Source organism: Pseudomonas sp. 4CAES_32.4, assembly GCF_058136335.1.
The window spans coordinates 4,668,307-4,690,965 of sequence record NZ_CM176882.1; the positions used below are offsets into that span (position 1 = coordinate 4,668,307).

Annotated in this window: 20 protein-coding genes; 7 read left to right on the forward strand and 13 right to left on the reverse strand. The window is 59.3% G+C overall.

Annotated elements, in window-relative coordinates:
• Window positions 1–100: 100 nt before the first annotated feature.
• The 3 genes from AC3Y64_RS20955 to AC3Y64_RS20965 all read right to left on the reverse strand — a co-directional run bounded on the left by AC3Y64_RS20955 (window position 101) and on the right by AC3Y64_RS20965 (window position 2,878).
• Window positions 101–1,447: an ATP-binding protein gene (locus AC3Y64_RS20955; RefSeq protein ID WP_158954455.1), complete on the reverse strand. Its 1,347-nt coding sequence runs from the start codon at window positions 1,445–1,447 to the stop codon at window positions 101–103.
• Window positions 1,444–2,121, reverse strand: a complete 678-nt coding sequence (locus AC3Y64_RS20960; protein ID WP_008079190.1) for a response regulator transcription factor — start codon at window positions 2,119–2,121, stop codon at window positions 1,444–1,446. The genes AC3Y64_RS20955 and AC3Y64_RS20960 overlap by 4 nt, the downstream gene beginning before the upstream one ends.
• Before the next feature lie 151 nt (window positions 2,122–2,272).
• On the reverse strand, window positions 2,273–2,878 hold the full coding sequence (locus AC3Y64_RS20965; RefSeq protein WP_489985121.1) for a hypothetical protein: 606 nt from the start codon (window positions 2,876–2,878) through the stop codon (window positions 2,273–2,275).
• A 143-nt stretch (window positions 2,879–3,021) separates the two neighbouring features.
• Between AC3Y64_RS20965 and AC3Y64_RS20970 the strand changes: the two genes are divergently transcribed.
• Together AC3Y64_RS20970 and AC3Y64_RS20975 are read left to right on the forward strand one after the other, a co-directional pair.
• Window positions 3,022–3,813 (forward strand): dienelactone hydrolase family protein, encoded by a 792-nt coding sequence (locus AC3Y64_RS20970; RefSeq protein ID WP_489985122.1) that lies wholly within the window; start codon window positions 3,022–3,024, stop codon window positions 3,811–3,813.
• A gap of 186 nt (window positions 3,814–3,999) precedes the next feature.
• Window positions 4,000–4,725: a 4'-phosphopantetheinyl transferase family protein gene (locus AC3Y64_RS20975; protein ID WP_489985123.1), complete on the forward strand. Its 726-nt coding sequence runs from the start codon at window positions 4,000–4,002 to the stop codon at window positions 4,723–4,725.
• Between the two features lie 141 nt (window positions 4,726–4,866).
• On the opposite strand, the gene AC3Y64_RS20980 is transcribed toward AC3Y64_RS20975, so the two are convergent.
• Both AC3Y64_RS20980 and AC3Y64_RS20985 read right to left on the reverse strand, forming a co-directional pair.
• The gene (locus AC3Y64_RS20980) at window positions 4,867–6,477 is read right to left on the reverse strand and encodes an ATP-binding protein (RefSeq protein WP_489985124.1); all 1,611 of its coding nucleotides are present in this window, start codon (window positions 6,475–6,477) and stop codon (window positions 4,867–4,869) included.
• Entirely contained in the window at window positions 6,474–7,196 is a 723-nt protein-coding gene (locus AC3Y64_RS20985) for a response regulator (protein ID WP_489985125.1), read from the reverse strand. The genes AC3Y64_RS20980 and AC3Y64_RS20985 overlap by 4 nt, the downstream gene beginning before the upstream one ends.
• A 762-nt stretch (window positions 7,197–7,958) precedes the next feature.
• Here AC3Y64_RS20985 and AC3Y64_RS20990 point away from each other — a divergent pair.
• Window positions 7,959–10,853, forward strand: coding sequence for a ribonucleoside-diphosphate reductase subunit alpha (locus AC3Y64_RS20990; protein WP_489985126.1), 2,895 nt, complete (start codon window positions 7,959–7,961; stop codon window positions 10,851–10,853).
• 1,147 nt (window positions 10,854–12,000) lie between these two features.
• Here AC3Y64_RS20990 and flgE read toward each other — a convergent pair.
• From flgE to AC3Y64_RS21020, 6 genes are all read right to left on the reverse strand, one after another.
• Window positions 12,001–13,329, reverse strand: coding sequence for a flagellar hook protein FlgE (gene flgE, locus AC3Y64_RS20995; RefSeq protein WP_489985127.1), 1,329 nt, complete (start codon window positions 13,327–13,329; stop codon window positions 12,001–12,003).
• A gap of 30 nt (window positions 13,330–13,359) precedes the next feature.
• Complete coding sequence (flgD, locus tag AC3Y64_RS21000) at window positions 13,360–14,088, reverse strand: flagellar hook assembly protein FlgD (protein ID WP_158954469.1); 729 nt, start codon at window positions 14,086–14,088, stop codon at window positions 13,360–13,362.
• A gap of 15 nt (window positions 14,089–14,103) precedes the next feature.
• A complete protein-coding gene (gene flgC / locus AC3Y64_RS21005) occupies window positions 14,104–14,547 on the reverse strand; it encodes a flagellar basal body rod protein FlgC (protein ID WP_007963049.1) in 444 nt (147 codons plus the stop codon).
• Between the two features lie 3 nt (window positions 14,548–14,550).
• The gene (flgB, locus tag AC3Y64_RS21010) at window positions 14,551–14,958 is read right to left on the reverse strand and encodes a flagellar basal body rod protein FlgB (RefSeq protein ID WP_007917581.1); all 408 of its coding nucleotides are present in this window, start codon (window positions 14,956–14,958) and stop codon (window positions 14,551–14,553) included.
• Between the two features lie 366 nt (window positions 14,959–15,324).
• Window positions 15,325–16,152 (reverse strand): protein-glutamate O-methyltransferase CheR, encoded by an 828-nt coding sequence (gene cheR, locus AC3Y64_RS21015; protein WP_007917583.1) that lies wholly within the window; start codon window positions 16,150–16,152, stop codon window positions 15,325–15,327.
• A 46-nt stretch (window positions 16,153–16,198) separates the two neighbouring features.
• Complete coding sequence (locus AC3Y64_RS21020) at window positions 16,199–17,131, reverse strand: chemotaxis protein CheV (protein ID WP_158954473.1); 933 nt, start codon at window positions 17,129–17,131, stop codon at window positions 16,199–16,201.
• Between the two features lie 82 nt (window positions 17,132–17,213).
• Between AC3Y64_RS21020 and flgA the strand changes: the two genes are divergently transcribed.
• The 4 genes from flgA (at window position 17,214) to AC3Y64_RS21040 (ending at window position 19,816) form a co-directional block, all read left to right on the forward strand.
• On the forward strand, window positions 17,214–17,975 hold the full coding sequence (flgA, locus tag AC3Y64_RS21025) for a flagellar basal body P-ring formation chaperone FlgA (RefSeq protein ID WP_489985128.1): 762 nt from the start codon (window positions 17,214–17,216) through the stop codon (window positions 17,973–17,975).
• A gap of 163 nt (window positions 17,976–18,138) precedes the next feature.
• Window positions 18,139–18,465 (forward strand): flagellar biosynthesis anti-sigma factor FlgM, encoded by a 327-nt coding sequence (gene flgM / locus AC3Y64_RS21030; RefSeq protein ID WP_007960324.1) that lies wholly within the window; start codon window positions 18,139–18,141, stop codon window positions 18,463–18,465.
• 48 nt (window positions 18,466–18,513) lie between these two features.
• A complete protein-coding gene (locus tag AC3Y64_RS21035) occupies window positions 18,514–18,981 on the forward strand; it encodes a flagella synthesis protein FlgN (RefSeq protein ID WP_158954475.1) in 468 nt (155 codons plus the stop codon).
• A gap of 88 nt (window positions 18,982–19,069) precedes the next feature.
• Window positions 19,070–19,816 (forward strand): flagellar brake protein, encoded by a 747-nt coding sequence (locus AC3Y64_RS21040; protein WP_158954477.1) that lies wholly within the window; start codon window positions 19,070–19,072, stop codon window positions 19,814–19,816.
• Window positions 19,817–19,889: 73 nt separating this feature from the next.
• Here AC3Y64_RS21040 and AC3Y64_RS21045 read toward each other — a convergent pair whose 3' ends face one another.
• Both AC3Y64_RS21045 and AC3Y64_RS21050 read right to left on the reverse strand, forming a co-directional pair.
• Window positions 19,890–21,284 (reverse strand): MFS transporter, encoded by a 1,395-nt coding sequence (locus AC3Y64_RS21045; protein ID WP_489985129.1) that lies wholly within the window; start codon window positions 21,282–21,284, stop codon window positions 19,890–19,892.
• A gap of 69 nt (window positions 21,285–21,353) precedes the next feature.
• The gene (locus AC3Y64_RS21050) at window positions 21,354–22,595 is read right to left on the reverse strand and encodes a glutamine synthetase family protein (RefSeq protein WP_489988013.1); all 1,242 of its coding nucleotides are present in this window, start codon (window positions 22,593–22,595) and stop codon (window positions 21,354–21,356) included.
• Window positions 22,596–22,659 lie beyond the last annotated feature (64 nt).

Sequence of the window (22,659 nt, forward strand, 5' to 3'; positions counted from 1 at the left end):
AGCCAGCTCCCACAGGTTTTGAGGGTGTACATGAACTTTATGTACGACTCGGACACTGTGGGAGCTGGCTTGCCAGCGATAGGGCCAGAAAGGCCGACACCTAAACCGCAGGAAAATGAATCCTGAACGCCGCCCCGCCCATCGGCGAATCCCCCAGCGCCAGTTTGGCGTTGTAGCTTTCGATGATGTCCTTGACTACTGCCAGCCCAATACCTTGCCCCGGATGCTGGGCATCCAGGCGTTCACCGCGCTCGAGAATCCGCGCACGCTGATCCTGCGGTACGCCCGGGCCGTCGTCTTCAACACACAGCTCCACCCCGGCCAAGGTTTCGCGCACGCTGATGCGCACTTCACCCAGGCACAGGCGATAGGCGTTTTCCAGCAGGTTGCCCATCATCTCCAGCAGCGCACCCTGTTCGATCGGCACATAACAATGCTCAGGCAGATCAAACGCCACGCGCACGTGTTTATCGCGATAAACCTTGTCCAGCGTGTCGCAGAGACTTTTCAACACCGGTTGCAGGCGCACCTGATGGCGCACCAGACCACTTTTGCGCAGGCTGGCCCGTTGCAGTTGATAGCTGATCTGCTGGCTCATGCGCTCGATCTGGCTTTGCAACACCCAAGCCTGGTCGCGATCTTCCGGGCGCTGGGCCATGTCTTCGCTGACCCCTTGCAACACCGCCAACGGGGTTTTCAGGCTGTGCGCCAGATCGTCGAGGGAGTCGCGGTAACGGCTGCGCTGCTGACGCTCGCTGTGCAGCAAACGGTTGAGCGAGCCGGTCAGGCGCAGCAGTTCACGCGGGTGTTGTTCGGTCAGGCTCTCGCGGGTGCCGCCTTCGATTTCATCGAGTTCCTGACTGAGTTGCCGCAGGGCTTTGAGGCCCCACGTCAGGCCGATCCACAACAACGCCAGCAGCACCAGCAAGGCTGCGCCGAAACCGAGGTAGAGATTCTCGCGCAGGCCTTCGAGGGTGGTTTCGTACTCGCGCACCGGTTGCAGGGCGACGATGCTGAAGGCTGCACTTTTGCCGCCGAGCAGTTTGACTTCAACGTCGTAAACGAAGAATTCCTGACCGTTGGCCTCGCGGATTCGCGCGAACTCGTTGCCGAGACCGTCGTAGCGCGGCTTGTAATTGATCTGCTCTTCTTGCGTGGCTTTCGAGCGCCAGACCAGATGCCCTTCGCGGTCGTAGATGTAACCGAGCAAACGGAAATCGGTGAGGTTGAAGCGCTCATCGGGCAACTGGTTGGGCATCACCAGTCGGCCGTTTTCAATGCGCGCCGCCGAGATCAGCGTGGTCACGTCAGAGGCGAGGCGCTGCTCGATAGAATCCTGCAATGCAAGGCTGAACGCGCCCTGCATCGCCGGCAGCAAGGCGAGCATGAACAACACCGCCAACGTGGTGGCGGCGAGCATCAAGCGAACGCGAAGAGAACGAATCAAGTGCAGCGCTCATTGAACAGGTAGCCGAGGCCCCGCACGGTGTCGATCGGCTTGAACCCGGCCGGGCCTTCGAGCTTGCGACGCAAACGGCCGACCAGCACTTCGATGACATTCGGATCGCGCTCGTCGTCGTCCGGGTAGAGTTGCTCCATCAAACGATCCTTGGGCACCACCTGCTGATGGTGGCGCATGAGGTATTCGAGGATGCGGTATTCGTAAGCGGTCAGCGCCAGCGGCTGTTCGTCGAGGGTCGCCTGTTTGCGATTGAGGTCGAGCAGCAACGGGCCGGCAACGATGGTCGACTGGGTGAAACCGCTGGAGCGGCGCAGCAAGGCATTCAGGCGCGCGTCGAGTTCTTCGAACTGGAACGGCTTGACCACGTAGTCGTCGGCGCCGGCAGCGAGGCCTTCGACTTTGTCTTGCCAGTTGCCGCGCGCGGTGAGGATCAGGATCGGGAAAGTCTTGCCGCCCGAGCGCAACTGGCGAATCAGGTCGAGACCGCCCATGCCCGGCAGACCGAGGTCGATGACCGCCAGATCAAAGTTGAACTGCCCGGTCTGGTACAGCGCCTCCTCGGCATTGGCCACGGACTCGACCACGTGACCGCTCTCCGTGAGACGGGTTTGCAGGTGATGACGCAACAGCGCCTCATCTTCGACGACCAACAGTTTCATAGCTCTCTCCCGGGCAATTCAAAATCTCCAGACAACCCACTGTGGGAGCTAGCCTGCTGGCAATTGCGAATTGACAGTCGACCATGCTGTCGACTGTCAGGACGCCATCGCTAGCAGGGCTAGCTCCCACAGGGTACTCAGGCTAACCGCATCAGAAATTGTAGTTAGCCGACAGGTACGTCTGCGCGCTGCTGTTCAGATCCAGCGAACCTTGCTTGCTGCCACCGCTCTCTTTCATTTCGGTGCTGGCGTTGCTCATCAGGTAACGGTAACCGAGTTCGACCGAAGTGTTCTGGGTGACTTGTTGCAACACACCCAACTGACCGCCGACGGCATAACCGATGTCACTGTCGCGGCTGTAGCCTGGCGAATCCTGGGTCAGTTTGGTCAGACCGGCTGTCGCACCACCGAACAACTTGGTACTGCCGCCCACCGGATAGAACAGATCGTAGCTGCCCAGCAGATTTTCCTGACGCAGTTTAATGCCATTGTGCGAGCCCGACACGTTGTCGTAGGTGGCGTAGTAGCGACCCTGGCTGTTTTGCTGACCGAGGCGGACGCCGTAAGTGTTGTTGCCGTCGATCGCGCCAGTGGCATTCGGGTGGCCGAGGTTGTCATTCAGTGCGCGGGACTTGTCGATCTTGTCGCTGGTCTGGCCGAAAGACAGGCCGGCGAAGTTGGTTGTGTCGTCGGCGTTGGCCGCGATGCTGGAGCCTAACAAGGTAAATGCCAGCAGCAGTTTGTTAAAACGAGTCATGGTGTTTCCTCTTTCACAGTGCTGTTTGGGTATGGCGCAAGGTTACTGACCGGCCCCTGTACCGCCCCTGAACCGTCTCTGAACCTGACCTGAACCAAATCGACTAGGCTGTTTTGACCACTTTCGATAAGGAGACCCCGACCATGCGCCTGTTCCTCGCCCTCACTTTGCTGGCGGTCAGCAGCCTCACCCAGGCTGCGATCAAGACTGAAGAGATTCCCTACCAGAGCGCCGACGGCACGAAGCTGATCGGTTACTACGCCTACGACGACGCGATAAAAGGCGCGCGCCCCGGCGTGGTCGTGGTGCACGAATGGTGGGGCCTGAACGATTACGCCAAGCGCCGCGCCCGCGATCTCGCCGCGCTCGGCTACAGCGCGCTGGCAATCGATATGTACGGCGAAGGCAAGAACACCGAGCACCCGAAAGATGCGATGGCGTTCATGCAGGCCGCGACGGCGGACGCGGCGGCCTCAAGCAAACGTTTTGAGGCGGGGTTGAATTTGCTCAAGAAGCAGCCGCAGACCGACGTCAATAAAATCGCCGCCATCGGTTACTGCTTCGGCGGTGGCGTAGTGCTGAACGCGGCGCGGCAAAGCGAGCCGCTGGCGGGCGTGGTGAGTTTCCACGGTGCGCTGGCGACCAAGACCCCGGCAACGCCTGGCAGTGTGAAGGCGAAGATTCTGGTCGAGCACGGTGCGCTGGACAGCATGGTCACCCCGGACAACGTCACCGCGTTCAAGTCGGAAATGGACAAGGCCGGGGCAGACTATAAGTTTGTCAGTCTGGATGGCGCCAAGCATGGCTTCACCAACCCCGATGCCGATCGCCTGAGCCATGGCGACCACGGTGGCCCGGACATTGGGTACAACAAAGCGGCGGATGAAAAATCCTGGGCGGACATGAAAGCGTTTTTCCAGAAAGTTTTCAGCTAACCCATCCGCACCTGATCGTTCCCACGCTGATCGTTCCCACGCTCTGCGTGGGAATGCAGCCCGGGACGCTCCGCGTCCCAAGAGCCGAACGCAGAGCGTCCGATGAGGCATTCCCACGCAGAGCGTAGGAACGATCAGGCTGGTGTGGGCTATTCAGCTTCGGCGCCAGACGGCAAAATGCCCGCCATGAATCTCACCCCCGCCCTCCCCGCCTGCTGCACCGCGCTCGACAGCCACTGGCCGTTGCCAACGGTATTGCCCGACACCGTGCTGCTCAGCACCCACTTCGACCCGGCGCGATTGCTGGGCGACGACTTCCTGCGCAGCGCCATCGAGGCGCCGCCAAGCATTCAGCGCTCAGTAGCCAAACGTCAGGCCGAGTTTCTCGCCGGGCGGATCTGCGCCCGGGCGGCGTTGCAGCAACTGGAAGGCTCCAGCGTGGTTCCGGCGATCGGTGAAGACCGCGCGCCGATCTGGCCGGCGCACATCTGCGGCTCGATCACTCACAGCACCGGTCACGCCGCCGCGATTGTCGCCAACAAGCAACACTGGCGGGGCTTGGGCATGGATCTGGAAAACCTGCTCAGTACCGAGCGCGCCGAGCGACTGGCCGGGGAAATCCTCACACCGTCAGAAATGCAGCGCATGGCGGCGGCTTCGCCAGAGCAGTTGGCGTTGTGGGTGACGCTGACGTTTTCGGTGAAGGAGAGCTTGTTCAAAGCGCTGTACCCGATTGTGCAGCAGCGCTTTTACTTTGAGCATGCAGAGGTGCTGGAGTGGACGGAGGCGGGTCAGGTGCGCTTGCGATTGTTGACGGATTTGTCAGACGAGTGGCGTAACGGCACCGAACTTGATGCGCAGTTCGGTGTGCGGGATGGGCAGTTGTTGAGTCTGGTCAGCATTCAAGCCTGAGGATTTTCATTGGCTGTCAGGGCCTCATCGCTGGCAAGCCAGCTCCCACAGTTTCCGTGGTGAGCACAAATTCAAGGTACACCCCTGAAACCTGTAGGAGTGAGCCTGCTCGCGATGAGGCCTGCCGAGCCACCACAAAACTCAGCGGCGCTCCTGATTCCTCGGCCAACTCAGACTGAAACACGCCCCACCCAGACTTTTGCTCTTGCCAATGATCGCCCGGCCGTCATGCCAGTGAATGATCCGCCGCACGATCGACAAGCCCAGACCATGCCCGCCCGACGCGCGCGTACGGCTGTCGTCCAGCCGCAGAAACGGCGTAAAGATTCGCTCCCACGCCACTTCCGGCACGCCGGGCCCGTCGTCCTCGACGTCGACCCGACAGCGCAATTGCCCGACCTGATAACTCACCGTCACCTTCGAACGGGCATGGCGCATGGCGTTGCTCACCAGATTCTGTAGGGCGCGGTGCAAGTAACGCGGCTCGGCTTCGACCCAGGCATCGTCGTTGTCCGCCGCCGACAGACACAAACCACGCTGCACCGTGACCTCGGCACGCAACGGCGCCAGCTCTTCGATGACCTGATCGACCAACGCATCCAGGTCAATGCGCTGGAACGTCAGCGCCGGTGAGCCTTGCTCCAGTCGCGCATAGGTGAGCATTTCATCGACCAGCTTATCGAGATCCTCGATGTCGTGATCCATGCCTTCACGGTACTTTTCCAGCGCTTGCGGGGTGGTCGCCGAGCCGATCATTTCCAGGCCGAAACGCAGGCGCGCCACCGGCGTACGCAGCTCATGGGACACCGCGCGCACCAGTTCACGCTGAATCGCCAGCAATTGCTGCAAGTGCTCGGCCATGCCGTTGAACGCCGAGGCGAGGCGCCCGACCGAGTCGGCACCGCGCGCCGGCACGCGGGTTTCCAGGCTGCCCTTGGCGATGCGCGTGGCTGCCGCTTCGAGGCCGCGCAAACGCCGTTCGAGCTGGCGCACCAGCAGGTACACGATCAGACCAATCAGGCTCAGCCCGAGCGCGGCGATCAACACCAGCCACTCCGGCGGATACGGATTCATCTGGTACAGCGGGCCGATCTCCAGCACCCACGGCGTGCCGACCATGCCGGCAAACACGCGGATCGAATCACCGCCCTTGCCCAGCGCCATCACCGTATCGCCTTCGGCCACGCGGCGACTCTGGTCTTCGTCCATGTCGGCATCGTGGACCGTGACCAGCCGCAGGTCAAAACCGAAGCCCTTCTCTTCCTTTATCTGCGCCAGACGTTTCGGCTGCTCGCCGACGGGCACGCGCACCAGTTCATCGGCCAACAGATAAATGGTCGCGCGCGCCAGTTGCTCGCTGATCTGCTGCACTTCTCCCACCAGCACTAGCTGTTCCTTGTCGCTGACCATCCGGTAAACCTTCGCCGCGTGCGGCCCGGTCTGTTCGACCAACGCCTGACCGCGCTGCACACGGGTGCGCTGGGACAGATCAAGATCGGTTTCGGCAAATTTCTTCAGCGCCAGCGGAATCCCGAGCAAGCGTTCCCACACCAGCAGCGCGCGATGGCGTTCGGTTTCGTTCATCGGCTGCAGGTTGCTGGCCATCAGCGAAAACGTGCCGTGGGCCAAGCGCTCGCGATACTGCTCGCTGCGCACCTGATTGAGCAGGTTCAGCGCCAGCACGCCGAGCACCGCCACCAGAATGATCGCAGCGCACATGCCGCCGTAGATGCGCAGGAAGATCGAGTTCACAGCGGCAGGTCGACGCAGGCTTCGGGGACAAACAGATAGCCTTTGCTGCGCACGGTTTTGATCAGGCGTGGATGATCCGGGTCGTCGCCGATTTTCGGGCGGATTCGCGAGATGCGCACATCGATCGAGCGGTCCTGGCCGTCGTAGCCGATGCCGCGCAGGGCGGTAAAGATTTCTTCGCGGGACAAAATGCGCCCGGCGTTAGAGACCAATAACCAGAGCAGGTCGAATTCGGCGCTGGTCAGCTCGATGCCGTTGTCACTCAGCCAGGCTTCGCGCAACGCGTTGTCGACGACCAACGGGCCGAATTGCAGGCGACGGGATTTTTCCGTGACCGGTTCAGCGCTGTCACTGCGCCGTAGCAACGCCTGAATCCGTGCGAGCAACAGGCGCGGGCGCACCGGTTTGCACACGTAATCGTCAGCGCCAAGATCGAGGCCCTGAATCTGATCGGCGTCATCGGTGCGCGCCGTCAACATCAGGATCGGCCCGTCGTACTGATTGCGCACCTTGCGGCAGATGCTCAAGCCATCTTCACCGGGCAGCATCAGATCGAGGATCACCAGATCCGGTTGCTCGTTGATGATCCGCGCCGCCGCCAGCGCACCGTTGCCTTCGATTTCCACGCGCAGTCCATTGGCTTGCAGGTAATCGCGCGTGAGTTCGGCCAGTCGCTGGTCATCCTCGACGATCAATACCTGCCAGGCTTGTTGCTCCACCGGTGACCTCTGCTTTCTATTGTTATTAATGACGTCTTCGCGAGCAGGATCGCCCCCCCACTGTTCAGATCTTCCCGTCTTTTTGTCATGTTCAAGGAGGATAAGAATGTGTAGCTCGGGCCGATTGTATAAACGGCGTACAGCCAGAACACAAGTCGGTAAATGCGTTCGGACAAGGCGGTTTTTTGTGGTAGGGTTCGCGCCCTTAAAAATCCGCTGAAGCGTTTTTTCCCGGTGAAAAAGCGATGACAAACGGTCTGACTCAGCAGGTTCGCGGCCTACACGCATGTTCCTCGTTTCACACACAATTTACGCACAGGTTTATCCACAGGTAGTACGTTGCAACACCCCTCGAAACGCATTATCTTGTAGCACGGCGCAAAAAAAACCCTACATATAGGGTTTTCGACTCAAACGCCCAACCACATTTCAGACCTGAAACTCAAGCAATTTATTGCCGGTTTCGGGTTGAACCAAGCAAGTTTTCTAAAGCCCAAACCGCACTTGCGGATGGCACCGTTTTTTAAGTCGGAAACGACCGGAACGGTACGGGTGTTGCAGTCATTACTGTCACCCTGGAAGGAATCCGGCTCGAGCCTTGGCTCGCGGCCAAAAACTTCGGCAAGGATGCGGCGCTACAAGCCTTTTTCCTACTGTTCCGAAGTTGTTACGCCGACGCTTGTCGGTTGCAGTGCTTCGGTACAGAACGGTGAGCACCATGACGGTGCCAAACAAACATAGAGAATGTGGAGACCACCCCCCATGCAAACCGACACAACTCGCGAGAACCCGCAGGGCACCTTGCCGCAGGCCGCCGATTCGAATTCGGATCTGGCTGCTACCGCGCCTGGTCAACTGCGCGTGATCAAGCGTAATGGCACTGTCGTTCCTTACACCGATGACAAGATCACCGTCGCTATCACCAAAGCGTTCCTCGCAGTTGAAGGCGGCACCGCTGCCGCCTCGTCGCGAATCCACGACACTGTTGCCCGCCTGACCGAACAGGTCACCGCGACCTTCAAGCGTCGCATGCCTTCGGGCGGCACCATCCACATCGAAGAAATCCAGGACCAGGTTGAACTGGCCCTGATGCGTGCCGGCGAGCAGAAAGTCGCGCGCGACTACGTGATCTACCGTGACGGTCGTTCGAAAGAACGCGCTGCCCACGCCCCGGCCGAAGAAGCAGTCAACGCGCACCCGTCGATCCGCATCACCCGCGCTGACGGCAGCCTGGCGCCGCTGGACATGGGCCGTCTGAACACCATCGTCACCGAGGCCTGCGAAGGTCTGGAAGAAGTCGACGGCGACCTGATTCAGCGCGAAACCCTGAAAAACCTGTACGACGGCGTGGCCCTGACCGACGTCAACACCGCGCTGGTGATGACCGCCCGTACCCTGGTTGAGCGTGAGCCGAACTACTCGTTCGTCACCGCCCGCCTGCTGATGGACACCCTGCGTGCCGAAGGCCTGGGCTTCCTCGGTGTGGCCGAAAGCGCTACTCACCACGAAATGGTCGACCTGTACGCCAAGGCGCTGCCGGCTTACATCGCCAAAGGTATCGAGTTCGAACTGCTGAACCCTGTGCTGGCCTCCTTCGACCTGGAAAAACTGGGCAAGGCGATCAACCACGAGCGCGACCAGCAATTCACCTACTTGGGCCTGCAGACCCTGTACGACCGTTACTTCATCCACAAGGATGGAATTCGTTTCGAACTGCCGCAGATCTTCTTCATGCGCGTGGCCATGGGCCTGGCGATCGAAGAGAAGCAGAAAGAAGACCGTGCGATCGAGTTCTACAACCTGCTGTCGTCCTTCGACTACATGTCGTCGACTCCGACCCTGTTCAACGCCGGTACTCTGCGTCCACAACTGTCGAGCTGCTACCTGACCACCGTGCCGGATGACCTGTCGGGCATCTACCACGCGATCCACGACAACGCCATGTTGTCGAAATTCGCTGGCGGCCTGGGCAACGACTGGACTCCGGTTCGTGCGCTGGGTTCGTACATCAAGGGCACCAACGGCAAGTCGCAAGGCGTGGTTCCGTTCCTCAAAGTGGTGAACGACACCGCTGTAGCCGTTAACCAGGGTGGCAAGCGCAAAGGCGCTGTGTGTGCCTACCTGGAAACCTGGCACATGGACATCGAAGAGTTCATCGAGCTGCGCAAGAACACCGGTGATGATCGTCGTCGTACCCACGACATGAACACCGCCAACTGGATCCCTGACCTGTTCATGAAGCGCGTCTTCGATGACGGCAAATGGACCCTGTTCTCGCCATCCGAAGTGCCGGACCTGCACGACCTGACCGGTAAAGCCTTCGAAGAGCGCTACGAGTACTACGAAGCCCTGACCGAATACCCAGGCAAGGTCAAACTGTTCAAGACCATCCAGGCTAAAGACCTGTGGCGCAAAATGCTGTCCATGCTGTTTGAAACCGGCCACCCATGGCTGACCTTCAAAGACCCGTGCAACCTGCGCAGCCCGCAGCAGCACGTAGGCGTGGTTCACAGCTCGAACCTGTGCACCGAGATCACCTTGAACACCAACAAGGACGAGATCGCCGTTTGCAACCTGGGCTCGATCAACCTGCCGAACCACATTGTCAACGGCAAGCTGGACACCGCCAAGCTGGAACGCACCGTGAACACCGCCGTGCGCATGCTCGATAACGTTATCGACATCAACTACTACTCGGTGCCACAAGCGAAGAACTCCAACTTCAAGCACCGTCCGGTCGGTCTGGGCATCATGGGCTTCCAGGACGCGCTGTACCTGCAGCACATCCCTTACGGTTCCGACGCTGCCGTCGAGTTCGCCGACAAGTCGATGGAAGCGGTCAGCTACTACGCGATCCAGGCGTCCTGCGACCTGGCAGACGAGCGCGGCGCGTACGAGACGTTCCAGGGTTCGCTGTGGTCCAAAGGCATCCTGCCGCTGGATTCGCAACAGATCCTGATCGAGCAACGTGGCCAGAAGTACATCGACGTTGACCTGAAGGAATCCCTGGACTGGGCACCGGTTCGCGCCCGTGTACAGAAAGGCATTCGTAACTCCAACATCATGGCCATCGCACCGACCGCGACCATCGCCAACATCACCGGCGTATCGCAGTCGATCGAACCGACCTACCAGAACCTGTATGTGAAATCGAACCTGTCGGGCGAATTCACCGTGATCAACCCGTACCTGGTTCGCGACCTGAAAGCTCGCGGTCTGTGGGACTCGGTCATGATCAACGACCTGAAGTACTACGACGGTTCGGTTCAGCAGATCGAGCGCATCCCGCAAGAACTCAAAGAGCTCTACGCGACTGCCTTCGAAGTGGACACCAAGTGGATCGTTGACGCGGCCAGCCGTCGTCAGAAGTGGATCGACCAGGCCCAATCGCTGAACCTGTACATCGCTGGCGCATCGGGCAAGAAACTCGACGTGACCTACCGCATGGCCTGGTACCGTGGCCTGAAAACCACCTACTACCTCCGTGCCCTGGCCGCGACCAGCACCGAGAAGTCGACCATCAACACCGGCAAGCTGAACGCTGTATCCAGCGGCGGCAACCACGGTGAAGATTCGGTACTGGCAGCACCTGCCGGTCCAGCGCCAGTGCCAAAGGCCTGCGCGATCGACGAGCCGGATTGCGAAGCTTGCCAATAAGCTGAGCTGAGTCAGGTGTCGAAAGACACCTGAACGAAAAAGCCCCTGACAGACCACTGGTTTGTCGGGGGCTTTTTTTTGCTTCCGTGTTGAGCCAGATAGATGCCGGTTGGCTGGGAGGCCGCCATCGCCAGCAGGGCTGGCTCCCACAGTTGGATTGGGTGCATTCAGCTAGAGATTGATTGGCTGGGAGGCCGTCATCGCCAGCAGGGCTGGCTCCTACAATTGGATTGAGTGCATTCAGTTAGGGATTGATTGGCTGGGAGGCCGTCATCGCCAGCAGGGCTGGCTCCCACAGTTGGATTGGGTGCAGTCAGTTAGGGATTGGTGGCTGGGAGGCCTTCATCGCCAGCAGGGCTGGCTCCTACAATTGGATTGAGTGCATTCAGTTAGGGATTGATTGGCTGGGAGGCTGTCATCGCCAGCAGGGCTGGCTCCCACAGTTGGATTGGGTGCAGTCAGTTAGGGATTGGTTGGCTGGGGGGGCTGTCGTCGCCAGCAGGGCTGGCTCCTACAGTTGGATTGGGAGCATTCAGCTAGAGATTAATTGGCTGGGAGCCGCCATCGCCAGCAGGGCTGGCTCCTACAATTGAATTGGGTGCATTCAGTTAGGGATTGATTGGCTGGGAGGCCACCATCGCCAGCAGGGCTGGCTCCCACAGTTGGATTGGGTGCATTCAGCTAGAGATTGTTTGGCTCGTAAGCCGCTTTCGCGAGCAAGCTGGCTCCCAAAATTCCGTGTTGCAAACACCCCATGCGGCAAAGCCGCCCCACTCAACACAATGAGCGTTAGCTCGAGTACCGCTTTTGATCTCAGAGCCCGTCGGCAGGCTGAGTGGAGGGATTGATCCGGGGGTGGGAGCGCAGCGACCGTTTGGCGCAGCCAAACACAGCGAGAGGAGGTGCAGCGAAGCAAACCGTAGGCGCTGCGCCCGGATCAATCCCGGAGCGAAGGAACCCCGAGCATTAGCGAGTGGGCCGAACGTCAGGGCAAAGCCTTTTGGTTCCTTTTTGGCGTTTGAAAAAGGGACTCGCCGTAAGGGCGAAACCGCCAGTAGCAACAACCGAAGAAACGGATGTACCACCCACCCAAAAACAAAAAAGCCCCTCAAAAAGAGGGGCTCCCTGACAAAACCAAAACCCAGAATCAAGTCATCTGAATAATGGTCTGCATGATCGTGCTCTGCGTGGAAATAGTCTTGGCGTTCGCCTGATAGTTGCTCTGACCCTTGATCAGATCAACCAACTCATTGGTCAGGTTAACGTTCGACTCTTCCAGCGAGTTCGAAGCAATCGAACCCAGCGTACCGGTTTCCGGCGCATCGTAACCCGGGATACCCGAAGCGAAGGTCTCTTTCCAGCTAGTACCGCCAACAGCCTGCAGACCCTGCTCGTTGGTGAAGCTCGCCAGCGCAACCTGACCAATCGCCTTGCTCTGGTTGTTGCTGAAGTTGGCAAACAGCGTACCGGTGCCATCGATGGTCAGGTTAGTGATCTGGCCAGTGGCGTAACCATCCTGAGTCGGGATCGAACGCGCGGTATCAGCGTTGAACTGAGTGGTCTTGCCCATCGAAATGGTCACGCCCGCCGGGTTCGCCGCCGCGCCGTTAGCTTTCCAGACGCCATCGGTCACTGTACCCGGAACCCAGTTTTTCAGGGTCAGGTCGCTGCTGATGATCGCCGGGCCGCCCAGCGGATCCGGGGTGCTGACCTGAGTCAGTTTGCCGGTCGCATCAAACGACAGGGTCGATGCCACGGGTGCGGTGACTTTCGGATCGCTGCCGGTTGCGTCGGCGTTACGGCCGTCAACCAGGGTGTAAACCTTCCAGGTGTTGGCACCGGTTTTCACCATGTACTGATCCATGGTGTGTTGGTTGCCCTGGCTGTCATAGATCGGGGTGCTGAACGACTTGGTGTAGGTCGCGGTGTTGGTTGGATCAAATTTGCCGGCGGCCACGGTGTCGTCGATCGGCGTGGCCGTCGAGTTCAGGTTGATGGTCGAGGTCACGAGCGAGGTGGACTTCGGCGCCAGGTTCGAGGTGTCGATCTTCAGGTCGGTCAGGACGCCGTTGATGATCTTGCCGTTGGCATCCACACCGTAACCTTGCAGACGCGAGGTGTAGTCGGTGTTGGTGATGTAACCGGCATTGTCGACCTTGAAAGTACCGGCCCGGGTGTAGGTCACCGAGCCGTTGTTGCTCATGGTGAAGAAGCCCGAACCGTTGATGCCCATGTCCAACACGTTGCCGGTGTTGTTGATGTCACCTTGGGTGAACTGCTGGGAAACGTTGGCCAGGCGCACGCCGTTGCCGATCACTTTGCTGCCGCTACCCAGGCGAGTGGCCGAGTAGACGTCTTCGAATTCTGCACGGGACGATTTGAAACCGGTGGTCGCGACGTTGGCGATGTTGTTGCCGGTCACGTCCAGTTGTTTGTTGGCTGCATAGAGACCGCTAAGGCCGATATTGAAAGACATATTCCACTCCTTTGTGCCGGTTAGTCGGCTCTATATACCAATGGTTTGTACTTTGGACAGGGCCACAGAGCCCTTGCCAGCCAGGTTGAGCATCAGCTCGCCACCGGTCTGACTGATCGTCACGCTATTGACGGTGGCCGGCAGATAAGTGACCAGGTCGGTCGCGGCGCCGTTGATTGGCGCGTTGGCCTTGAAGGTGTAAGTGCCGACGGGAACCACGGTGCCCGACGAATCCTTGCCATCCCAAGTGAAGCTGGCATCACCGGCCGCGCGGCTGCCCAGATCGATGGTGCGAACAGCCTTGCCATCCTTGTCGGTGATGGTCACGGTGCCTTCGGCGATGGACGACGGGACACTAACCGTGCCGGTCAGGCCTTTGGTCGGATCGTCGAGTTGCGCGGTGTTGGTCTGCACAATCACGTTACGGCCCACCAGCGACGACGCCTGCAAGGCCTGCGACGAGTTGTAATTGCCGGCCAGCGAACTCACGGTGCTGTTCAGCGTGGTGATGCCTTCCAGACTGCTGAACTGCGCCAACTGCGCAACGAATGCGCTGTTGTCCTGCGGATCGAGCGGGTTCTGGTTTTTCAGCTGGGTCACCAGCAGTTGCAGGAACGCGTCCTTGCCCAGCGCTTGACCGCCGGTGGCACTGTTGGTTGCCGAAGCGATGCCGCCAGTGGTGCTGCTGCTGGCCGTCTTTGACGAGTTGGCCAGGATGTCATTCATGCTCAGGGAGCTGGTGGTATCGGAAACACTCATGGCAGTCGCCCCTTATTACTGACCGAGGGTCAGGACCTTCTGCATCATGGTTTTGGCGGTGTTCATCATTTCGGCGTTGGTCTGGAAGGACCGGCTCGCGGAAATCATGTCAGCCATTTCTTCCACCACGTTGACGTTCGGGTAGTAGACGTAGCCTTTGGCGTCGGCTGCCGGATGGTTCGGCTCGTAACGCGCCTCGAGGTTGCTCTGATCTTCGACGACGCCGAGCACCTGCACGCCCTGCCCCGCTGCGTCCTGGCTCTGGAACAGCGAGTTGCTGCCGGTGTTCTGGCCGCCCTGGAACATGGTGGCAAACACCGGGTGACGGGCGCGGTAGGTCTGGTCGATGCTCGACGAGACCGTTTCGGCGTTGGCTATGTTCGAAGCCACGGTGTTCAGACGCGTGGTTTGAGCGCTCATGCCGCTGCCGGCAATGTTGAAAACGCTGGACAGGGACATGGATTACTCTCCGCGCAGGGCTGACACCAGCCCTTTGAATTTGCTGTTGAGCAGCGTGAAGCTGGCCTGGAAGCCCACAGCGTTTTCCGCGTAGTTGGACTGTTCCAGTTGGGCGTCAACGGTGTTCTGGTCGATCGAAGGTTGCATCGGCGTGCGATACATCAGCGACTCGTCGCCGTTGCCCAGACCTTCAGCTTCGATGTGACGGCTGTTGGTCATGTTCAGGGCGATGGTGCCGTTGGCGTTTTTCTGGGTCTGTGCTTCCAGTACTTTGGAGAAATCCAGATCCCGCGCCTTGTAGTTCGGGGTATCGGCGTTGGCGATGTTGTTGGCCAGCACTTCTGCACGCTGGGCGCGGAAGCCCAGAGCCTTTTCGTGAATGCCGAGCGCTTTATCGAAGCTGATGCTCATGTCGGGAACCTTCAGGTGACCGGTTTTTCGTAACTGAGCTTTAGCAAGCGCCGTGCCAACGCTCAAAACCCTGATAAACCGGGGCTTTGCGGAATATCGGCAAAGCGGCAATGCCAGAAAAGCGGCAACCGGTTTCCGCCGAATGCCGCTTTTCTGCCGCTTGCCGTCCCTCTCATACACCACGGCCCCCTGTAGGAGTGAGCCTGCTCGCGATGGCGGTAGCACATTCAACATCATCGGTGCCTGACACACCGCTATCGCGAGCAGGCTCACTCCTACAGGGATTTGTGGTGCATGAGGGAAATCATTCGGGCACAAAAAAACGGCAGACCTTTTGGGCCTGCCGTTTTTGTATTGCGGGTGCAATCATTTCGCCTGGTAAATGATCCCCGGGCTGCACTGCACCATCTGGTAATGGTCCGGCAAACCGTTCAACGCTTCGGAAGCGCCAAGGAACAGATAACCACCCGGCTTCAGCGTGCTGTGAATGCGCAACAGGATGTCCTTCTTCACTTCGGCAGAGAAGTAGATCAACACGTTGCGGCAGAACACGATGTCGAACTTGCCCAGCGCGGCATAGCTGTCGAGCAGGTTGAACGAGCGGAACTCCACCCGGTTCTTGATCGGCGCCTTGATCACCCAGCGACCCGGCCCTTTCGGATCGAAGTAACGCTGCAAACGTTCCGGCGACAAACCGCGACCGATCGCCAGGCTGTCGTACTCGCCGGTTTTGCAGTTGGTCAACATCAGGCCGGACAGATCAGTGGCAACGATCTGCACACCCATCTTCAACTGGCCGAGGTTGCTGCGCTCGAACTCGTCGATCGACATCGACAGCGAGTACGGTTCCTGACCCGACGAGCACGCCGCCGACCAGATCCGCAGACGCTGGTTGGGGCTGGCCTTGATCGCTTCGGGCAGCACCTTGTTCTTCAAGACTTCAAACGGATAGGTGTCACGAAACCACAGGGTTTCGTTGGTCGTCATGGCATCGACCACTTGCTCGCGCAAACCGCTGCGCGGCTGGGTCTGGATGCGCTGGACCAGCTCACCCAGGGATTTGATGCCTTGCTGCTCCATCAGTTTGTTGAGACGGCTCGAGACCAGGTACTGCTTGTTTTCACCGAGCAAAATGCCACAGGCTTTTTCCAGGAAGACCCGGAACTGTTCGAAATCCAAATTACCCGTAGACAATGATGCCGCCTCTTAAATCGTGTTGACCGCCAGGGACAAAACGCCCCTAGCTGATATCTGCTGCTTTGATCCGGTCGACTACCCGGGATGCCAGGTCATCAGGACGGAATTTGGCCAGGAAGTCATCGGCACCGACTTTCTTGACCATCGCCTGATTGAATACCCCGGACAACGAAGTATGCAGGATGATATGAAGCTTTTGCATGCGCGGGTCAGCGCGGATTTCCGCCGTCAGGGTGTACCCGTCCATCTCCGGCATCTCGATGTCGGAGATCATCATCAGGAACTCTTCTTCCGGCTTCTTGCCTTCATCGACCAGCTTGCGCAGGTAATCCAGCGCCTGCTTGCCGTCGTTCAGCGCGACCACTTCGACACCGACCGTCTGCAGACAACGCGTGACCTGCTTGCGCGCCACCGACGAGTCATCGACCGTCAGCACCCGCAGCGACAACGCTTTGGTCTGGGTCTCGACATCGACCACGCCCACCGAAATCGCTTCCGGTGTCGGCGCAACTTCCGCCAGCACTTTCTCGACGTCGATGATTTCGACTAACTGATTGTCCACCCGAGTCACAGCCGTCAGGTAATGATCGCGACCCGTGCCCTTGGGCGGTGGATGAATCTCTTCCCAGTTCATGTTGACGATGCGCTCCACCGAGCGAACCAGGAAACCCTGGGTCTTGGTGTTGTACTCCGTGATGATCACGAACGGGTTTTTCTTGTCCTTCAACGCACCCGAGCCGGTCGCCATTGCCAGATCAAGAATCGGAATGGTTGCCCCCCGGATATTTGCCACCCCGCACACGACAGGACTGGACTTGGGCATCAACGTCAGTGACGGGCACTGCAACACTTCCCGTACCTTGAACACGTTGATTCCGTAGAGCTGCTGACCGTCGAGACGGAACAACAACAGCTCCAGGCGATTCTGCCCCACCAGTTGCGTGCGCTGGTTTACCGAATCCATTACACCAGCCATGCCCAGACTCCTACACCAACGCCAAGTGTTGTTGCGACGCACATTCATTGCTAAACGGCACGGCGCTTGCTTTTTAACTCGTATGAACGCTCAAACGACATTTTTCCGACACCTGACCTCCCGCACTCGCCAAAGCCTGTGCGCGCTGTCCGCCGTCTGCTTGTTTTCCGCTGGCAGCCCTGCCGTTGCTGATACGGTTACCTTGCCTGACATGCTTATCGGCGTCACTCAGGGCTTTCTTGAGTTCACCGTAGAAGACTATCTGGCCACCAGTCAAACGGAAGGCCGCTATGAAATCGAGGTCAAGCAACTCGACCCGCGTATGCGCATGCCTATGTGCGACAAGGAATTGACAGCGTCGCTGGAGAGTCCGGCACGTCCTTTGGGCCGGGTAACCGTCAAGGTTCGCTGTGAAGGCGCATCGCCATGGACCGTGTTCGTGCCCGCTCAAGTCCGCCTGTTTCGCGAGATTGTGACGACCACGCGACCACTCAAGCGCGCCGGGATTATCGAGCCGCAGGACGTGACCTTGCGTGAACGCGATGTCAGCACGATCAATCAGGGCTTTCTGACCTCGGTAGACGAAGCGATCGGGCAAAAATTAACCCGACCAACGGTCGCCGATCAGGTGATTACCCTGGTGCATCTGGAGCAGGCTGAAGTCGTGCGCAAAGGCGATCAAGTGGTCATCACCGCCCGCAGCGGCACGCTCGCCGTGCGCATGCCCGGCGAAGCCCTGGCCAATGGCGGTTTGAAAGAACAGATCCGGGTGAAAAACCTCAACTCCCAACGAGTCATCAAGGCGCAGGTCATCGCGCCGGGCCAAGTTGAGGTGGCCATGTAAAAGCCTCAGGAGAAAACTGGCGCGGACCCCGTCGCTTCCCTAAACTGTGCCGCAGCAGGACACGCGTCGGCGCATGCAAGGCATATTGGTATAAATGTGCCTAAAGTTTTCCAGGGGATGGCCGAAAACATGGCAAGCGTCCAAATTCCCAGAGGTTTTTATCATGGTCATCGATTTCAGCCGTTTGAACAGCTCCTCGTCACTTACGGGCAGTACACGTACCAGCAACGCCAAGGAGACCGCTGAAACCGGTACTTCCGCGCCGCTGAATACCCCGGCCGAACAGGCCAGTACCGCAAAAAGCGGGGAATCGGTACACCTCAGCAATGAGGCTCAACAGTTGCAGAAGGTCACTGACAAGCTGCGCGATCAGCCTGCTGTCGACAAAGCCCGTGTGGCCGAGTTGAAAGCCGCGATTGCCGATGGCAGCTATAAAGTCGACAGCAACCGTGTAGCCAGCAAACTGCTCAACTTCGAAGCCCAGCGCTAGGCTTTTGCCGGCGCCAGGCTTTTGGACGCTTAAAACCCAAGGCCAGCCATGCACGACACTAATTTATTGCAACTGATCAACGACGACTTTGCTCCAGCTCAACAATTGCTGGAGTTGCTGCAAACCGAATCCCTCGCTTTGCACGGTCGCGACATGCCCCTGCTGGAAGAAATTCTGGCGCACAAACAGGCATTGATCATTCTGCTTGAACAGCATGGCCGCAAGCGCAGCGAAATCCTCGCCAGCCTCAACTTGCCGACCGATCGCAGCGGTCTTGCGCAACTGGCCAGCCATTCGAGCATTGGCGACCAGTTGCTGACGCAAGGCGACGCATTGACCGATCTGATCGCCCAATGCCAGGCCGCCAATCTCAAGAACGGCCAGTCGATCCAGATCCAGCAGGCCGCCACGGCCAATCAACTGAAGATCCTTACCGGTGGTGAAGCGCCAGCGCTTTACAACGCCAGCGGTACGTTTGCCAAACCCGCCGTACCGCGTCCGCTCAGCCAGGCATGAGTCGTTGATGCGTCAGCTCTATCAACCCGCGGAACATGCTGGCAAAATGCTGGCTAGTCGTCATATTTTGTCTGGAGATTGATAAACCGTGTCCAACGCCCTCAGCGCGGATGATGCTCCGCAGCCACCAAAGGTGCTCACCACGCCACTGGAAATCTCCAGCAACCTGCGTCAGTTGCAAGACAGCCACGATCCTTTGATCATCACGTTCCATGAGCGCAGCCAGCGCTTTCAGAGCTATTTGATCAAAGTTGACCGTGACACCGCTTCGATTGCCCTGGACGAAATGATCCCGCGCGATGGCGAACGTTTCCTGTTGGCCGGCGAGCCGTTCAAGGTTGAAGGTTTTCACGAAGGCGTGCGCATCGCCTGGGAATGCAACGGCACGCTGAACATTGAAGAATCCGAAGGTGACCGTTTCTACACCGGCGAGCTGCCGACCGAAGTGGTTTACCACCAACGCCGCAATGCCTTCCGCGCCGCGTTGAAACTCGCTGATCTGGTCAGCGTTGAACTGGGTGGCGAAAAGCTCAAGGCGCCGATCAACGGCAAGCTGCTGGATATCTCCGCGACCGGGTGCAAGTTGCGTTTCGAAGGTGACATCACTGATCGCTTGCAACTGGGCCAGGTCTACGACCGCTTGATCGCCACGCCGCTGTTCGGCAATCAGCCGACCGCCGTCGAACTGCGCTATCTGCACTTCGAAGAAAAACTCAACATCACCTTCGCCGGCCTGCGTTTCCACAACATCAGTGGTCAGGCGGCGCGCAACGTTGAGCGTTTCGTTTATCAGTTGCAGCGTGAAGCACGCCGTTTCGATAAAGACGATATGTGATTTGTAGCGGCAAATAAAAAGGGCAGTCCTTGGCGGGACTGCCCTTTTTTATGCGCGGTGTTTTTGGTTCAGCTCAAGGTCGGCCGCCACTGAGATCCGGGGTCGGCTTGTCATTATCGTTGTCGGTATCCGGCTCGGCCTCTACAGCAGGCTCGGCCGGCGTATCGGTTTCAGGCGCGGGTTCGGGAGCCGGTGCTTGCACAGGGTCCTGCACCATCTGCTCCTGCACCACCTGCTCGTCGACCCGTGGGTCAAGCGCCGCCACCAGCGGCGAGCTGGACATGCTGTCCGGCATGGCGACGTGGTGCAGCGGCGCGTCGTCGACCTGGTGCAGATTGGTCACCGCTTTCGGACGAATTCGCCACACCAGCACCAGCGCAAAGAAGCTGAAGAACGCATACAGACTCTGGCTGCCGAGAAACTTCATCAACACACCCGCCAGCAACGGCCCGATACTGGCGCCGACACCATAAGTCACCAGCAGCATCGCCGTCAGCGACACCCGCCGATCACCCTCGACGTGGTCGTTGGAGAACGCCACTGCCAGCGGATACAGGCAGAACTGCACCAGCGAACACAGGAAGCCAACACCGAACAACACCTCCAGCGGCACCTGCGGCAGCACCGCCAGAGGCAACGCGGCCACCGCCAGGAACCCGGCGAAACAACGAATCAACAGCGCCCGATCATAACGGTCAGACAACCAGCCCAACGGCCACTGCACCAACAGCCCGGCAAAAATGCAGCTACCCATGAACAGACCGACCTGCTCGGTCGACAGCCCCTGCTGCGAGGCATAAAGCGGTGCCAGACCGTAGAACGAGCCGATGATCAGGCCGGCGCCGAGTACCGTGCTCAACGACTGCGGCACACGTTTGATAAAGAAACGCGGCTCCATCGGCGCCGGATGCAACGGCGCCGGGTGAATGCGCCGGGTCAGCGTCACCGGCACCAGACACAGCGCAAAGCACAGGGCGACCAGCATCAGCAGTTCCAGACCCAGCCCCGGGTGCATCACCAGAATCAACTGACCCAGCACCAGGCCCAGATACGAAGCGATCATGTAACCACTGAACACCAAGCCGCGCTGATTGGCGTCGGCCTGCTCGTTGAGCCAGCTCTCGATCACCATGTATTGGCACATCATGCCCAGACCGACGATGGTCCGCAGCACCAGCCACGCCGGCAGCCAGTCCACCAAACCATGGCCGAGCACCGCCGCGCCGACGATCCCCGCACATGCCGAGTACGCACGGATATGCCCGACCCTGGCGATCAAGCGGTGGCCGATCTTGCCGCCCAGCACCAGACCAAAATAGTTGGCCGCCATCAACGCACCGACCCACAGGCCGTCGACGTTGTCAGCGGCCAGGCGCAGGGCCAGATAGGTCGATAGGAGGCCCGAGCCGATCAACATCATCAGCGAGGCGAAATACAGCGCTCGAAAGGATTTCCAGATTTGGCGCATCGGCGTTCCGAGCGGCTCCTTGCAGTAAAGACCGGGCTATCAAAACGATAGCCCGATGGCGACAGTTCGTCAGGCCTGGGCTGCTAGAACACGCCGTTCCCAGGGAGTGATTTCATCAAAGAAGCTGGTCAACTCCATGGTCTTCGAAGCGATGTAGCCTTCGATGAACTCCTGTCCGAACAGTTCCCTCGCCAAGTGGCTACGTTTCAGACGCTCAAGCGCAGCATGCAAGGTACATGGCAACGAGAGGTTGTCCGGCACCTCGAACTCGCCCTGAATCGCTTCCGTCGGCTGCAGTTCATGCTCGATGCCATGCAAACCCGCGGCCAGACTGGCAGCGATCGCCAGATACGGATTGGCATCGGCGCCGGGCAAACGGTTTTCGACCCGACGCGCAACCGGCGAACTGGCGGGAATACGCAAGCCAGCGGCGCGATTGTCATGGGACCAGCACGCGTTGTTCGGCGAAGCGTACGGATGGCACAGGCGCTGGTACGAATTCACGTTGGGCGCAAACAGTGCGGTGAACTCCGCCATGCCCGCCTGCTGTCCACCGATGAAGTGGCGGAACATCGCCGTCGGTTGGCCGTCCTCGGCGCTGAACACGTTCTTGCCCGTGTTGATGTCGACGATGCTCTGGTGAATGTGCATCGAACTGCCCGGCGTGTGCGCCAGCGGCTTGGCCATGCAGACCACGGTCAGGCCATGCTTGAGCGCGACTTCCTTGAGCAGGTGTTTGAACAGGAACGTCTGATCGGCCAGCAGCAGTGGATCGCCGTGCAGCAGATTGATCTCGAACTGGCTGACGCCCATCTCGTGCATGAAGGTGTCGCGCGGCAGGCCGAGGGCGGCCATGCATTTATAGACTTCGCTGAAGAACGGTCGCAGGCCATTGTTGGAACTGACGCTGAATGCCGATTGGCCATCCTCGCGACGACCATCAAGGCCCACCGGCGGACGGAACGGTTGGGTCGGATCAGTGTTCGGGGCGAAGACAAAGAACTCCAGCTCGGTCGCCACCACCGGCGCCAGGCCGCGCGCGGCGTAACGGGCGATGACCTTCTTGAGCTGGCCACGGGTCGACAGGTTGGAGCTTTCGCCGGTCAGTTCATCGGCATCACAAATGGCCAATGCGCGTGGCTCGTCACTCCACGGCAGCGGATGAATCATCGTGGGCTCGGCCACCAGCGCGAGGTCGCCATCATCGCTGCCGTAAAAACGCGCCGCCGGATAACCGCCCATGATGCATTGCAGCAGCACTCCCCGCGCCATCTGCAAACGCCGCCCTTCGAGGAAACCCTCGGCGGTCATCACTTTGCCTCGCGGCACGCCGTTCAAATCCGGCGTGACACATTCAATCTCATCAATGCCCGTC